13 protein-coding genes are annotated in these 14,705 nt (G+C 46.2%); 2 read left to right on the top strand and 11 right to left on the bottom strand.

Annotation, left to right across the window (positions count from 1 at the left end):
- Window positions 1-102: 102 nt before the first annotated feature.
- A complete protein-coding gene (locus FJQ87_RS16595) occupies window positions 103-1,374 on the bottom strand; it encodes an inorganic phosphate transporter (protein WP_140933561.1) in 1,272 nt (423 codons plus the stop codon).
- 24 nt (window positions 1,375-1,398) lie between these two features.
- Window positions 1,399-2,079, bottom strand: coding sequence for a TIGR00153 family protein (locus FJQ87_RS16590; RefSeq protein ID WP_140933560.1), 681 nt, complete (start codon window positions 2,077-2,079; stop codon window positions 1,399-1,401).
- A 225-nt stretch (window positions 2,080-2,304) separates the two neighbouring features.
- On the opposite strand from FJQ87_RS16590, the gene FJQ87_RS16585 reads away from it, so the two are divergent.
- Window positions 2,305-3,447, top strand: coding sequence for a CYTH domain-containing protein (locus tag FJQ87_RS16585; protein ID WP_140933559.1), 1,143 nt, complete (start codon window positions 2,305-2,307; stop codon window positions 3,445-3,447).
- Window positions 3,448-3,641: 194 nt separating this feature from the next.
- On the opposite strand, the gene FJQ87_RS16580 is transcribed toward FJQ87_RS16585, so the two are convergent.
- From FJQ87_RS16580 to FJQ87_RS16545, 8 genes are all read right to left on the bottom strand, one after another.
- Window positions 3,642-4,511, bottom strand: a complete 870-nt coding sequence (locus FJQ87_RS16580; protein WP_140933558.1) for an ion transporter — start codon at window positions 4,509-4,511, stop codon at window positions 3,642-3,644.
- 97 nt (window positions 4,512-4,608) lie between these two features.
- Window positions 4,609-4,938 (bottom strand): hypothetical protein, encoded by a 330-nt coding sequence (locus FJQ87_RS16575; protein WP_140933557.1) that lies wholly within the window; start codon window positions 4,936-4,938, stop codon window positions 4,609-4,611.
- Window positions 4,935-5,612: a hypothetical protein gene (locus tag FJQ87_RS16570; RefSeq protein ID WP_140933556.1), complete on the bottom strand. Its 678-nt coding sequence runs from the start codon at window positions 5,610-5,612 to the stop codon at window positions 4,935-4,937. Before FJQ87_RS16570 ends, FJQ87_RS16575 begins: the two co-directional genes overlap by 4 nt.
- Before the next feature lie 83 nt (window positions 5,613-5,695).
- Complete coding sequence (locus FJQ87_RS16565; RefSeq protein WP_140933555.1) at window positions 5,696-6,382, bottom strand: PspA/IM30 family protein; 687 nt, start codon at window positions 6,380-6,382, stop codon at window positions 5,696-5,698.
- Window positions 6,383-6,392: 10 nt separating this feature from the next.
- A complete protein-coding gene (locus tag FJQ87_RS16560) occupies window positions 6,393-6,806 on the bottom strand; it encodes a DUF2170 family protein (RefSeq protein ID WP_140934173.1) in 414 nt (137 codons plus the stop codon).
- Between the two features lie 89 nt (window positions 6,807-6,895).
- Complete coding sequence (locus FJQ87_RS16555) at window positions 6,896-8,602, bottom strand: polyamine aminopropyltransferase (RefSeq protein ID WP_140933554.1); 1,707 nt, start codon at window positions 8,600-8,602, stop codon at window positions 6,896-6,898.
- Between the two features lie 6 nt (window positions 8,603-8,608).
- Window positions 8,609-9,508 carry a DUF350 domain-containing protein gene (locus FJQ87_RS16550; RefSeq protein ID WP_140933553.1) on the bottom strand — a complete coding sequence of 300 codons (900 nt, stop codon included), beginning with the start codon at window positions 9,506-9,508 and terminating at the stop codon, window positions 8,609-8,611.
- 11 nt (window positions 9,509-9,519) lie between these two features.
- Window positions 9,520-10,554: a hypothetical protein gene (locus FJQ87_RS16545; RefSeq protein WP_240778758.1), complete on the bottom strand. Its 1,035-nt coding sequence runs from the start codon at window positions 10,552-10,554 to the stop codon at window positions 9,520-9,522.
- A 217-nt stretch (window positions 10,555-10,771) separates the two neighbouring features.
- Here FJQ87_RS16545 and glnE point away from each other — a divergent pair, with 217 nt between their 5' ends.
- On the top strand, window positions 10,772-13,666 hold the full coding sequence (gene glnE, locus FJQ87_RS16540) for a bifunctional [glutamate--ammonia ligase]-adenylyl-L-tyrosine phosphorylase/[glutamate--ammonia-ligase] adenylyltransferase (protein ID WP_140933552.1): 2,895 nt from the start codon (window positions 10,772-10,774) through the stop codon (window positions 13,664-13,666).
- Here glnE and FJQ87_RS16535 read toward each other — a convergent pair.
- The gene (locus FJQ87_RS16535; RefSeq protein ID WP_140933551.1) at window positions 13,622-14,611 is read right to left on the bottom strand and encodes a sodium-dependent bicarbonate transport family permease; all 990 of its coding nucleotides are present in this window, start codon (window positions 14,609-14,611) and stop codon (window positions 13,622-13,624) included. The genes glnE and FJQ87_RS16535 overlap by 45 nt on opposite strands.
- Between the last annotated feature and the right edge of the window lie 94 nt (window positions 14,612-14,705).

Here is a 14,705-nt window from a genome sequence, read left to right as displayed (position 1 = left end):
AGTCATAAAGTTGCATACATGCTAGGGATTGTCAGGCACCAATGCAAGAGGGAAGTCGTTAGACTTCCCTCTTGTAAGTGAGTTTTTGTGGCCTAACAGACGTTAGGAGCCAAAAATACCCTTAATGATGTAGAAGAAGATGATGGCCAAGCCAGCACCCGCAGGCAGGGTAACAACCCAAGACACTACGATATTACGCACTACACCTAAGTTAATCGCAGCAATACCACGAGCCATGCCCACACCTAACACTGCACCTACTAAGGTTTGAGTGGTAGAGATAGGTAAACCAGTACCAGATGCAATAACTACTGTGGTAGCAGCAGCCATTTCAGCAGCAAAACCACGGCTTGGGGTTAAGTGAGTAATGTTCTTACCAATGGTTTGCATTACGCGCTGACCAAAGATAGCCAGACCCAACACAATACCAAAGGCGCCCAGTGGTAAAATCCACCACACCAGAGTAGATGTTGATGAAATAACGCCGCCGCTTTCAACCACAGATACAACGGCAGCCAAAGGACCAATAGCATTAGCAACATCGTTCGAACCGTGAGCAAATGCCATAGAACAAGCAGTAACTACCATTAGGATAGCGAATACTTTTTCAACGTTGGCATACAAGGTTGCACGAGTGCTGTTTGAATCCATTTTTAAGCGTGAAATCATTATCTTACCTATTAAACCCACGACGATAGCAATTGCTAATGCCAGTGAATAAGCTTCGGTATTAGATAAGTTCAAGCCAATATGGGTCAAACCTTTAGTGATAGTCACTAACGACATGATGAAGCCTGCGAATGCCATGTAAAATGGCACATAACGCTTGGCATTCGCCAGAGGATCATCAGTGTTGAAAATTAACTTCTGTACGCTTTGGAAAATCAAGAATGCGAGGAAACCGGAGATCGCCGGCGTAACCACCCATGAGCCAACAATACCGCCTACTTTGCCCCAAGATACTGCATCCATACCCACGCCGACTGAGGCGAAACCTATGATGGCGCCAACAATAGAGTGAGTAGTAGATACTGGCCAGCCTAATGCCGAGGCTACAACTAACCAAATACCCGCAGCCAGTAAGGCTGAAATCATACCGTAAACTAATAGTTCAGGCTGAGCCGTAAAATAGGAGGAATCAATAATACCATTGCGTATGGTACTAGTTACTTCACCACCGGCTAAATAGGCACCGGCAAATTCGAAGATCATCGCAATGATAATCGCTTGTTTAATCGTGATGGCGTTGGAACCTACTGAAGTACCCATGGCGTTAGCCACGTCGTTGGCACCAATACCCCAAGCCATTAAAAAACCAAACAGTGCCGCGAGACCAATCAGCATCGGTCCATTGGTTACTAATACTTCAACCATGTTATTACCTTGAAAATCAAGTTATTAGACACGAGCCAACAACAGCTCTAAACGGGAACCGACACGTTCTGACAAATCTGACAGATCGCCAACCCATTCAATAATTTTATAAAGGAACATGACATCGATAGGGTTCAGCTCGGCTTCCATGGCAAACAGTTGACGACGCACTTGGATCTGTAAGTCGTCGGTATCTTCTTCGATGACATCGAGTTCAGCAATCATTTTAGCCACTAAGTCTACTTCGCGTCCGCGAAAACCTGTTTCTAATAAATCATCTAACTCATTGATGGCACTTTTTGCCAAAGCAGTCGCATCGATACAGCGCGCTAAATAAGCTAAAAATGGCGCTTGCATACTGGCAGGCACTTGTAATTGACGGCCGATAACACGACCAGAAATATCTTTGGCTTTATTGGCGATTTTGTCTTGCTGAGTTAAAAGCTCCAGCAAATCGGTGCGTTCTACAGGCATAAATAAGCCGCTAGGCAGAGTTAAACGAATTTCTCTTTTAAGGAGATCGCCTTCTCTTTCTAATTGGCTAATTTGTTTTCTCAACTCAACTGCTTGATCCCAGTCACCCGACATCGAAGCTTCGAAAAATGGGACTAGTAATGACGCGCAGTCATGTACTTTGTCAATGTGATCTAGCAGAGGTTTAATTGGCGATTTTGCAAACACGCCTAAAATAGAGTTTACTGGCATAGCCGTTACCTATTTTGGTTATTCCATCTTTGGAAAAAGCGGGCGCATATTAACCCAAGCGACCGCGCATTGAAACTGTGTTTTTCTCTCTTGAACACAGTTTTACCGTTTTCGAGCTCTAAAGCACTCTTGGGACGCATCCTAAGGTCGCTTTATGACAACAATATTACAATATATTCATAAGGTGAATATTTTATGAATATATTATTACAATAAGACGAACCTATGCCTGCAGAAATTGAATTAAAGCTATTTTTCCCACTACAAGTTCGAAGCGATATTATAACTCACTTTAGTCGCTTAGAGGCTGCAATTAGCCAAGAGCCGATACATTTAGCTAATGCTTATTTTGATACGCCGCAGTTGGATTTACGCGCGCTCGACATGGGGCTTAGAATTCGCAGCGGCATAAATGTAAATGAACAAACCATTAAAACCTCAGGTAAGGTAGTGGGCGGTATTCATAGTCGCCCAGAATATAATGTTGATATTAGTGGTAACTTTCCTGAATTAGCGTTATTTCCGCCCCACATATGGCCATCCTCTGAGTCTGCTGCAAGCTTACAGTCGCAATTATATTGCTTGTTTAATACGGATTTTGAGCGGCGCTGCTGGCATATTCAGCTGGGTGAGAGCTTAGTTGAAGTAGCATTAGATTTAGGCAGTATTAGCTCAGATAACGCTAAGGGCGAGGCTGCAATGAGTTCTGTTAGTGAGCCCATTTGTGAACTTGAGTTTGAATTATTAAGCGGTAAGCCTGCGGCGCTATTAACGTTAGCTCAAGACTTAGCGGCCAAGGTTCCGGTGGCGATTGCGCGAGCGAGTAAGGCGCAGCGCGGTTACCGTATCGCAGGTCTTGGCGCTCTGCCTAAACTTAAAGCCATTGCGGATATTAGTGAGTTATCTCAAGGGAGTGGTGCCCTCGCAGTACTTGAATATGGGCTGGATGCTTGGCCATTATTACTTGAAAATTTAGCTGTGTTAACGCCGTTAATGAACGGCGCGAATTTAAGCGCCATTATTGACGCTTGGAGTCAGTTAATTAGCGTGCTGGAATTATTGCAAGGGGCTGTGGTCACAATTTCATCCAAGATTGAGCCGGAAAAACTTGCTGCAGTTAACTTGGAGTTTACTAAGGTTAAAGATTGTTTATCTCAAGTGATTGAATTACTTAATACGCTTGCTAACGCTTCAGAAGCGCCAAACGCTTGGCCGCAAATTACCTCAGAACAAAGGCCAGAGCAGACTCAAGAATTGCTGCAATTTAATTGGCTAGAGCAACTTAAGCAGTTACAGCACAATCTTGTGATGGGGCAATTGCAGCTTAATTTATTAGGTTTGCTATTGGCTGGTAGCGGCAAAGAGTGAAGGCTAAACTGCAAGGGCAAGTTAACTCATAAAAAATAATGCCAAGGTTTAAGAGTTCAAGCCTTAATGAACCTAATGACGCTTAATCAACTTAAGAAAAGCGACTTAACCCTTGGTGGTTATTTGCCCGCAGCGCGGTATGTTTACGCTGTGGGGAGTAAGTTTCATCAGCAAATTTTTATCATCGCGGTACACTACTGCGGCATATTATCTTTTTTATCTTGTGTATTTACCGCGTTATTTTGATTATTGTCATTTGCCGCTAACTTTTCGTTAAGCGCTGTCATTTGCGCCATTAATTGGTGTTGGTTCTGCTCTAATCTTGCAATCGTAGCGTATAACTCTTGGCGCATTTGCGCTTGGTGTTCATCGTTTTCACTGTCATTAGAATTAACAAAGACAGATGCCATATAGCCTGAAATCACCCCGAAAAAACTGACCCCGCAAATAATAACTATGGCGCCGATAACATGGCCTGCGGTAGTGACGGGATAAAAATCGCCATACCCTACGGTTGAGACAGTCACTAATGACCACCATAAGGCTTCTTGCGCGGTAGTTATATTGGCGCCAGGCTCACCACTTTCCATTAATAAAATCATTAATGATGACAAGGCCAAGATGGTAAACATGGCAAACATTAGGCTGACGAGCGTAGTTTGTTTTCTTTGTTTTAACAGTGGAATAAGAATATGGCGCGTAGTGCGAATGAGGCGGATAACCCGTAGCACTTGAAATAAGCGCATCATCCTTAAGGCTTCTATGGTGGGGATGCTCGCTACGAAATCTATCCAATGATGCTTAACATAAAACACTTTATCGCGGGCGCGAAATAAGCCGTAAAAGAAGTTAGCTAAGAAAATAAAGCAGATGCCGGTATCTATCATTAACAGTAATTGATGGGTCTGCGGCGCAAGATTGGCAAAGGTGAGGCTCAGCACTAGCAATACTGATACCAGTGACATTACCATCATGGCTAACTCAAACGGGGTTGGCGTGACTATGGCGCGTATTTTACTGGGACGATTTTCTGTAGCGCCGCCGCTATTTGGCGTATTGGACATGACTTTTCCTATGACTCTTATTTTTATTCTTATTCTTTTGGCTTAGTGAGTAGTAACTCTTGATCAAAAGGTGCATTTATTTAAGCAAACACTGCATTTATTTTGCGGCTAGATGAACATAGTCAATTAAATCATCGAGCACTCTTTTTTTAATTTCGAGTTGATCGTCAATGCCGTACTTTAAGGCTAAGGCTTGATAATCGTTGGCGCTAAGGGAGACTGTCAGTCTCGGTCTCTTGGGGCGTTTAGGGCCCGCGAGCCCTAAAATTGAGCGAATTTGATCCGATGGACTCACTCCGGCCTCTAACGCGGCCTTACGAATGGCGTATTGAAATTGCTCATCTAAATCAAAAGCGATTTGCGATGCCCGCGCGGCTTGTTGGTTCTGTTGCCAGCTTGGCGGCAGGGCATTTTTGTCTCGGCTCATGGATTACCTCTTGGCCAAAATTCATGGATATCTGTCATGGGGCGCGCCATTGCTAGATATACATCAGTGTCTCCCGATGTCATTACTTGTATCAATAATGCGTGCTGCTCGTCACTGGTTTCAAGATAATAACTTTCAAAGGCTTGGCCACCTTGGCGATCATCCGATTGCGGTGGCGTTCGCTGCCGATAATCCTGCTGATGGCGATAACCAAATTCGGCAAAGCGTACTCGATGGTATTGCTGTCCAAGCCAAGCACTTACATCGCTGGCAAATGCAGTGGTTAACGGGGTCAGTGCTGCATGGCTATCTATATCAAACAGATAACTAAATTCATCCAGATCAAATATTTGTTCAACTTGGGCGCGCGTTAATGGTAAGCACAATAGCAGTTTATCCTTGTGCTCTACTAGTCTTAGGGTTTGATCTTGCTTGGTTTTAAACCAATATACCGCCTCTAAGCGGTATTGATATTCATCGCAATAGACATCTTCTAGCATTAACGTTTGGCCGCGCACCATGGGCGGTAAGCCAAAGCCGTTATCTAAGGTGATCATATCTTGGCGGTTTAGTTGATTGAGGCGCTCAATGGCGGCGGTGTTTACAGGATGATTAGCACTATCAGAGCTATTGCTAGATTTATCTGCGCCAAACCATTTGCTGAAAAATCCCATAGTGACTCCAAAGATGACTCAAAAGCGGTTAACACTAGAGTTTAACAGACGCCGAACTCATAAAAGTCCGGCGTTCAATTAAGTTAATTCTTAGCTTTGAGCCTATCGAGTACTGATTGCGCTGACTGCTTAGTTTCGCCTATGCCAGCGGCTTGAAGCTTAGCTTGCAGTGAGTTATCGCTATTATCAGCTTCTAAGGTTTCTGCGGCTTTAAGCTTGTCATCAAACGCTTGCTGGCGGGCCTTAATGCGCTCGAGTGATTCTTTGGCATTCATCAGCTTAGAGTTGCTATCGGCAAATGAGCTAGAGATAGAAGCGGTTGCCTTTTGCACACTGTCGGTGGTTTTCACCATGGACAATTGTCTTTGATAATCAGCGAGCTGCCTTTCAGTTTGTTTTACTAAATTTTTAAGGCGGGTGGCGTTCGCGCTAAAACTGTCGTTCGCGCCTTGCTGCTCGCCAAGGGCTTGTTCTAGCTCGGCAATTTTAGCGGCGACTTCTAAGGCCAATCCCTCATTATTTTGGGCTAACGCTTGGGTGGCATAGCCTTCATGCTCAGCTATGCTGCGCTTTAAGCTGTCAATTTCTCGGCCAGCCTGCATTTCTTTAGCCATAACTTCAGTTAAGTCGCGCTTGGCCTTATTGAGATGACGCTCGGCATCGCGAATTTCTTGCTCAAAAATCCGAGTAGAATTGGCATCGACTATGGATTGGCCGACTTCAGTGGCGCCGCCACGAAACGCGGTCAGAATTTTGTTGAGAATGCCCATGAGCGTCTCCTTAAATGAGGTAGTCTGCCATCTCGTCTATGACTTCTAGACAATTGTCAGAGAGTACTGTGAGTTCTTGTGCGATTTGCTGGATATCGGCCTGAGTCGACAAGGCGCCATACAGCACATATTTGTTGTCTATGCTGGCAAACGCTGACAATGGCATAGGTATGTTGAGTTCTAACATGGCCGACATCATTTCAAACTGCTTATCGGCAATGACTTCGTCTTTACCCCACAGGTAGGTGATACACAAGATTTGATTGTCAGTGACCGACAGGAAAATAGGCAGTTCTTCGCGGCCTAAAATATTGACCTGTAACACTTCAACGTCACCCGCTATGGGGTAACAATCAAATTGCATTGAGAGCGCTTGCTCGGCAGACAAGGCGTTCAGTTTATTTGCTATGGCATGCAGATTCATTACTGTCCTCGTTGACATAATATGTCTCTAAAAAAGATATCACCTCGACATATTATGTCAAGGTAATGCTCGTTATTTAATCAGCTGCGTTAAAATAACCCTAAACCTCGAGTTTCTTCACTCCAGGCTTCTTGGTGATATTGATAGAGCATCATCGAATCTAAGGTATTGACTTTTATCTGCTCGCTATCTAAATACAGATTGCTTGGCGCGGCAAAACTTGCTTGCATCAATTCAAGTGAAAACCAAGTTTGGGCATGATTGAGCGCGGTTAATGCCTTAAGGCGCTCGCGGCCACTCGCACCACTTAAAGTGGCAAGGCTCCAGCCCCATTGACCAAAACTTGGCACATTGTATTGATATTGATCTACCTTAAATCCCGCCGCGGCTAAGGTTTTTCCTATGGCGATAAAGGCTTTACGGGCATGAAATGGCGACGTGGATTGCACTGTCATGGCGCCATCGGCGTTAAGAAGTTGCGCCAATTTGCGATAAAACACATCGCTGTAGAGCTTGTTAAGGTCGGGATGATTAGGATCGGGTAAATCAACAATAATCACGTCAAAGTGGCGCTGCTCTGCCAGAAGATTATCAACGCCATTAAAGGCATCATCAAAAATAAGCTCAAGCCTAGGGTCGTTAAAAGCATCTTGATTGAGGGCGCTGATGGCATTCGCTACCCGCGGCGGTAAATCGTTAATCAGCTTAGGCTGCTTAAACAGCTGCACTAACTGCTGGTCTAAATCTATTAAGGTGACTTGTGTGGGGTGCCATTTAAGAACATCCCTAAGTGCTAGGCCATCACCGCCGCCAATAATTAATACTTGCTGCTGGCGCGCGCTGGCATGCATGGCAGGTTCCACTAAAAAGCTGTGATAAATATGCTCATCATCACCAGAAAATTGCAGCCGGCCATTAAGATACAAGCTATATACCGGCGCTAAACCGCCGCCGCGCAGGCGCTCAGTAATGGTGTGCTGGGCAAAGCGGCTCGCTTGATTAAACACTACTTGGTCGCGATAAATCAGGTTATTAAAATCTTGCTGCCATCCTGGGCCAAGCTTAAATAGCATGACCACTAGTATGGCTATCATGCCATGGCCAAACAGCAGTAACTTAGGGCGGTTAATTTGCTGCCAATAGCGAATTAAGAATAAGAGACCTGCCGCTAGATTGATGCAAGCGGTTAAAGCGGCGGCGCGCTGAATTTCCATCGACAGCATTAGGCTGACCCAAATAGCGGCGCCTATACCGGCGCCAATGTAATCCGCGCCATAAATAGTGCCAGCATTGTGGAGCAAATGCTGCTCGCTCAAAGATTGGCGCACCCTAGCTATGAGTGGAATTTCCATACCAATCATAAAACCTAACACTGCGCCAAACACATAAGGCAGATAACTGCTAAGGGCTTGCAATTGGGCAATGGGAGAGCCAAGTGGCAGCATGTCACTTGGCAGCAATAAGATATTGGCTAAATAGATAGGTAAATACTGAGTAAAGCCAATAACGGCGGCAATCATAATGACCGCTGAGGCGCCAATAAAGGCAAGTCCGAGCTCTAATTGGGCAAAGCGGCTAAAAGGGTCGTGAATGGTGCGCGCGGCTAAGGCGCCTAAGCCCATGAACACTATCATCAGGCCAATCATGGTATAGATGGCCGCTTCCATGGCGCCTAGAATGCGGCCCGCGTAATGAGACAGTAAATACTCGTAAATTAAGCCGCAGCCAGCTAATGCCGCCATGATCAGCAATAAAATGGCATCATCAATCACGGCCAGCTTAGCAGGACGGCTCATTAATGGTTAACTCATCAACGACGTAAGCAGTAAAGCAACCACTATGCTAACGGCCATTTCAACTGTGGCTATGCCGACGTTATGCTGCTGCTCAACCTCAGTATCAGTATTAATATTGGCAAGTACTAAGCGTTTTACGAGCCAGAGTAAGAGGTTAAGTATGACTAGCATTATGATGGAGAACGTCAGCCAGCCAAAAATATTCATGGCATAGGCTTTGGGATCATAAAGCAGAAAATAGCTGGCCGCTTTAAAGGTTAAGCCCAGAGAGATTAAATAGCCGCTGTGGCGAATGGCGAGGGCTAAGCTGTCTTGCGCTAATGCTTCTTGCATTGAATCGCCTTGGTTACCGCGCCGATAGCGATATTCGCGGATGCGTGTTAACAGCACAAATAAAAACTGCGCGATAACAAATACGCTGATAACGGCGATTAAGGTATCAAGGGTGAGTCCTTCGGCCCACAACAGCACAGAGCGAATAATTAACGCGGTAGCAATAGTGGCGCTGGCATCCACTAACGCGACTGACACATTACCTGCTCGAATTTCAGCGTTTTTATCCACTTCAGTGAGCGCAAATTTGTCATGGATATAGCGCCCTGTGCGTATGAGTAATAATCCCGTTAAGCCGTAGGCTGTCATGCCTATGACTTCAACTAAGTAAGATGAGCCCGCCGCGCCAGTAATAGCCCCTGTGAGCACTATTCCCATGGCTGTGATTGAGCCTGCCGTACTAATACCAAAGGCAAAGTTATCGCGCACCGCAAGCTCCGAGGTACTGTTAACATCTATGCTCCAGCCCGACAAATAACGCATGAACACCAGCAGCAAGATAGCTATGGCTAAATCTATGCCTAAGAAAATCAGTAAGTCTTGGCTTAGGCCGTATTCATTTAAAAAATTCATTATGCTTTCCATTATTTTCCTCGTCTCAGGCTGAGCTTGGTGCGCGAGCTTGAAGTGCGCATACTGCTGCTTTTACTGTAGTTAGAGCGAAATTGCGCAGGGCTGCTTGGGGCTTGGCGACTGGCAGTAGATAAAGATGCCGAGCCGCTGCGATTTTTGGCGTAAGGGCTAACAAAGGGTTTTCCTTGTGATGAAAATTGCTTTTGTCTTTGGGCACTAAAATTATCTTGGCGGCGAATTTGTTCAGGGGATGAATAGCGATAGCGGCCAACGTCGTTGTAATAACTATACCCGCGCCGCCCAGACCAAGAATCATAACTGATAGGGCGAATAACATTCGATAGCATGGCATACATGCCATACCAGGCCCAAAAAGAGCTGCCATTACTGGCAGTTTGCCATTCGCCATAACTGGGATTACCCACAAGTTGGCTACCAGGGCCAAAGTCATCGGCTTGATTGGCGAGCATTTCAGCTTCTTTACTCATGGCATTCACCCGTGGCAATTGGCCTTGGGATAAATCGGCAATCACATTGATAGGGTCTGATAATAAGTCGTTAAAGATGGCTGGGTTGGCCGCTTCGTAGATGTTTTTAAGTTCCTGTAATTGATCTTCTGGCGCCGCAAAATTAGTGGCTGATTTTGCGGCGCTAAGGCGGCGCATTAACGCTTGATATGAGGCGCCTTGGGGAGTGGCATCTAAGCTTAGCTGTTGCAGTAAGGGTTGATATTGCGGGTCTTTTTGCGCTAAAAGCTGGGCGTATTGGCTCAAAATGCCGGCATTGCGCACTTGATTGCTATCAAGCAGTCGGCCTAATTCAGTGACTTGCTCGCTTGCCAGTTGCTCATATTTAGCGATTTGTGCAGCTTGATTATCTGAGCACGCTTGTAGCAGCAAGAGTGCCGCGGCGAGTAATGGCAAGCGCGCTAACAAGCTCTGCCTTAGCTTAAATAAGTCAGCAAATAATGCATTAAACCATCCAGCAACCAATTCATAAAACAATGGCTTAGGCGGTAAATTGTGCTGGTAAAACCTAGTCAACATAGAATGTTCGCCTCATGGTTTGCCTATCACATCTAGAGTAACTTTAGTCGGGATTTGCGCCCCGGATTTAGGCCATGGCCGCAAAAGTCGGCATTAAATCTAAGCAGCATAAATACAAGTGCATAAAATATAAGTACCATAACTTTATTTGTTGCTGCCAAGCGCCACTTTTATTCAGCGTCTACAGCTAAGTTATTACACCATAACAGGGATTATTATGGCTGACCGAAATTTTAGCATCGATTCTCTGCCCCAAGCCTTATCTCAACTCGCTGACGATAGATGGCAACAGTTACAGCGACAGCAACCAGATATAGTGGCGCAGCTTGATACTCAAGCCCAAGCGCAAACCCGAGTAATGTTGGCGCTCAGTGATTTTATTGATACCCAAATTCAGCGCCACCCTGAGTGGCTGTTGTGGCTGCATCAGGGGGGGCTTGGCGCCATGGCGCGCCAATGCTATGCCGAGCAAATAGCCTTGTTAATGGGCGATGCCCATGATGATGCCAGTGCCAAAAGAGTCTTGCGCCAATATCGCAATCGGCAAATGGTGCGCCTTGCTTGGTTAGATTTTTGCGGCGAGCTCACTATTGATGAGCAGCTATTAGATTTAAGTGTGCTGGCTGAATCTTTAATCATTGCTGGCCGCGATTGGTTGTTTTCCCAGTTATGCCAGCAATATGGCACGCCTATGGATAGTAATGGCAAGGTGCAGCCGTTAATGATTTTAGGCATGGGTAAACTTGGCGGGCGCGAGCTTAATTTCTCATCTGATATTGATTTGATTTTTACCTTTCCTGAACACGGTGAAACCCAAGGTGGCCGGCGTCCCTTAGATAATCAGCAATTTTTTATTCGCATGGGGCAGCGCTTAGTTGATTTGCTCCATGACACTACTATGGATGGCTTTGTCTATCGAGTGGATATGCGCCTGCGCCCTTATGGTGATAGCGGCCCGCTGGTGGTGAGTTATAGCGCCCTTGAAGATTATTATCAGGAGCAGGGGCGCGATTGGGAGCGATATGCCATGGTCAAAGCTCGCGCGTTAGGGCCTTGGAGTAGCCATAGTGATGAGCTGCATCAGTTGCTGCGCCCCTTTGTTTATCGCCGTTATATTGATTTTTCTGCCATAGATGCGCTGCGTAAAATGAAAGCCATGATTGCGCGGGAAGTAAGACGGCGCCAGCTTACCGATAATATTAAGCTTGGAGCGGGCGGCATTCGTGAAGTGGAATTTGTGGTGCAAAGCCTGCAATTAATCCGCGGCGGGCGCGAGCCAAGTTTGCGTCAGCAAAGTATATTTGCCGCATTATCTGCGTTATATCAATGCGATCAATTAAGTTTTGCCAATTATGATGAGCTAAAAACTAGCTACATTATGCTGCGGCGGGTAGAAAACATCCTGCAAGCCTTTAATGATGAGCAAACCCAAACGCTGCCCACTAACACCTTAGACTGGCAGCGTTTGTGCTGGGTATTACATCGCGTCAACGTGATGGATTTTCGCACCCATTTAGAAGCCGCTATGAATAAAATTCATCAGCATTTTCGTGACACTGTGGGCGGTGAAGGCTCTGATGATACTGAGCATTGGACTAGCGCCTTATGGCTTGAGCAAGACATAGCCGTAGTGCAAGAAATGCTGCATCAACACGGCCAAATTGATGATGAGTTTTTAGTGGGCTTAACGGCTTGGCGCCAGCAAGCCATGCAAAAATCTATGGGGCCAAGAGGCCAAGAAACCTTAGATAAATTAATGCCTAAGCTTTTGGATGAAGTGCTACAAATATCAAGCCCAGCCACTGTATTTAAAAGCATGAGTAAGGTGCTTGATAGCATATTAACTCGCACGACTTATTTAGAGCTGTTGTGTGAAAACCCAGGCGCACGCTCACAACTTGTGACCTTGTGCAGCGCGAGTCCTTGGATTGCCAAGCAATTATCGCGCTTTCCTATGTTGCTGGATGAATTAATTGAACCCAGTCATCTATATGATATTTGCCCCTTAACTGAATATGGCGCCTTGCTGCATCAAAGCCTGTTACGAGTGGCCGATGATGATATGGAGCAGCAAATGGAATACTTGCGTCAGTTTAAGCTGGCGCAGCAACTAAAGATTGCGGCGGCGGATGTTACTGGCGTCTTGCCTGTGATGAAGGTGAGCGATCATCTTACCTATTTGGCCGAAGCCATAGTTGCCCAAGTCGCGCGCCAAGCGTGGCAGCAAATGACGTTACGTTATGGTAAGCCGCCCGGGCTTAGTGATGGCGATATGGGCTTTGCGGTCATAGCTTATGGCAAACTTGGTGGGCTTGAGCTTGGTTATGGATCAGATCTGGATCTAGTATTTTTACATAACGCTGATTTGCAAGCCATGACCACAGGTGACAAGGCCATTGAATGCGGTCATTTTTATTTAAAATTGGCGCAGCGTATTTTGCATTTGTTCTCGACCCGCACCAATTCTGGTGAGCTGTATGAGGTCGATATGCGCCTTCGCCCTTCTGGCGCCTCAGGGCTTATGGTGAGCGAGATTGAGCGCTTTGGTGAGTATCAATGCCAAGAAGCTTGGACTTGGGAGCATCAAGCGTTAGTGCGTACTCGCTGTATCTTTGGCGATGCCAGTTTGCGGCAACGCTTTGATAGCATTCGCGCGCAAGTGATAGCTAAACCGCGTGAGCCGCTAGGCTTGGCAAAAGATGTTCACCAAATGCGCCTTAAGATGCGTCAGCATTTATTGCATGCAGTAAGCGGTGAGTTTGATTTAAAGCAAGGCGTGGGCGGCATTACCGATATCGAGTTTATCGCGCAATATCTCGTGCTGCTGCATGGCCATCAATATCCAGAATTAGCCACTTGGCCTGATAACGTCAGAGTATTTGAGTTGTTGGCTCAGTTGTCGTTATTGCCGCAAGCCACCGCCGAGCAATTAACCTCGGCCTATTGTTTGCTGCGCGATGAGAGTCATAGGCTTACTTTGCTGGGCTTACCAACTCAATTACCTATCATAGAGATAGCTGACCACGCCGAGCATATTGCGACTATTTATCAGTTGATTGTGGCTAACTCAGCCATGGATCAAGGCTTGGATCCAACTGTGATACAAGGGTAAACCAATCAGCACATTGATTGGAAAAGTGATCCCAAGGGCGGCTAACATGGCTAAGCCAATATTGGCCTCTGGGATCGCAGCCTTGATGGCTGCTGGCGCCGCAATATAAGAGCCGCTAGCGCTAAGGGTGGCCAATACCAGAATACTGCCTGCGGGTAAGCCTAATAACAGACCTACGCCAATACCTAGCCAAGAGAGTACAAAGGGCGCGATCGCCGCAAACAGCATGAGGCGCCAGTGCTGCCAAGGTAAAGGACGGCATACTTTGGCGGTCGATAACCCCATTTCCAATAAGAACAAAGCTAATAAGGTTTTAAAGCCGCCCAGTAAAACAGGGGTAATATCCGCTAACCCTTGCGGCCCATAAGCCCAGCCTATGATAACGCCCCCAAGCAATAACACTACGCCGCGACTGGTGAGCGCCTCATGCCAAATACTGCCATTGCTGATCTGTGCTGTGTCTTTATATTGTTTGCTATCCCCTTGTTTGCGATCATTGGCTGCTCTGGCCAATAGCCATCGGTGCAGCCACAGCATGATAATGATCGCAGGCAATTCTAATAGCACGAGATAAAGCGTAGTTTCAGGCGCTAATTGCCAACCTAGGTGATCGGCCATAGCTATGACGACGGCAAAGGTTCCCGCACTAACCGAGCCATAATGAGCGGCAATACTGATGGCATCGGCCTGTTTTAGCTTGATAACTTGAGTGAGCAGCGGGTATAAGGCGAGCGGTGTTAGCACCCCAAGGCTGGCAATCAAGGCCAGTGCTCCTAGGTTGATGCTAGCGCTATGGCCATGCAGCGCCATGCCACCTTTCACGCCTAAGGTCAGCATCAATAGAATCGATAAGGTCTCGTAAATGGACTGAGGCACTTTGAGATCGGACTTAACCCAACCAGCGAGCAAACCTAACGCGAAAAATGCGATAACTATATCTGGCATGACAGCTCCTTGCTAAATTGCGCCTATTTTGCCTAACAAAGCCATGAATAAAAATAAAAAAATTAACAAGCTATAACTAAATAGGTTGCAACTC

This window comes from Shewanella sp. SNU WT4 (assembly GCF_006494715.1).
Classification (GTDB): domain Bacteria; phylum Pseudomonadota; class Gammaproteobacteria; order Enterobacterales; family Shewanellaceae; genus Shewanella.
This window is presented reverse-complemented; position numbering and strand designations above follow the sequence as displayed.

Excerpts from the sequence above, each read along its gene's own strand:
- FJQ87_RS16595 (WP_140933561.1), bottom strand. The coding sequence starts at position 1,374 with ATGGTTGAAGTATTAGTAACCAATGGACCGATGCTGATTGGTCTCGCG.
- FJQ87_RS16590 (WP_140933560.1), bottom strand. The coding sequence starts at position 2,079 with ATGCCAGTAAACTCTATTTTAGGCGTGTTTGCAAAATCGCCAATTAAA.
- FJQ87_RS16585 (WP_140933559.1), top strand. The coding sequence starts at position 2,305 with ATGCCTGCAGAAATTGAATTAAAGCTATTTTTCCCACTACAAGTTCGA.
- FJQ87_RS16580 (WP_140933558.1), bottom strand. The coding sequence starts at position 4,511 with ATGTCCAATACGCCAAATAGCGGCGGCGCTACAGAAAATCGTCCCAGT.
- FJQ87_RS16575 (WP_140933557.1), bottom strand. The coding sequence starts at position 4,938 with ATGAGCCGAGACAAAAATGCCCTGCCGCCAAGCTGGCAACAGAACCAA.
- FJQ87_RS16570 (WP_140933556.1), bottom strand. The coding sequence starts at position 5,612 with ATGGGATTTTTCAGCAAATGGTTTGGCGCAGATAAATCTAGCAATAGC.
- FJQ87_RS16565 (WP_140933555.1), bottom strand. The coding sequence starts at position 6,382 with ATGGGCATTCTCAACAAAATTCTGACCGCGTTTCGTGGCGGCGCCACT.
- FJQ87_RS16560 (WP_140934173.1), bottom strand. The coding sequence starts at position 6,806 with ATGAATCTGCATGCCATAGCAAATAAACTGAACGCCTTGTCTGCCGAG.
- FJQ87_RS16555 (WP_140933554.1), bottom strand. The coding sequence starts at position 8,602 with ATGAGCCGTCCTGCTAAGCTGGCCGTGATTGATGATGCCATTTTATTG.
- FJQ87_RS16550 (WP_140933553.1), bottom strand. The coding sequence starts at position 9,508 with ATGAATTTTTTAAATGAATACGGCCTAAGCCAAGACTTACTGATTTTC.
- FJQ87_RS16545 (WP_240778758.1), bottom strand. The coding sequence starts at position 10,554 with ATGTTGACTAGGTTTTACCAGCACAATTTACCGCCTAAGCCATTGTTT.
- glnE (WP_140933552.1), top strand. The coding sequence starts at position 10,772 with ATGGCTGACCGAAATTTTAGCATCGATTCTCTGCCCCAAGCCTTATCT.
- FJQ87_RS16535 (WP_140933551.1), bottom strand. The coding sequence starts at position 14,611 with ATGCCAGATATAGTTATCGCATTTTTCGCGTTAGGTTTGCTCGCTGGT.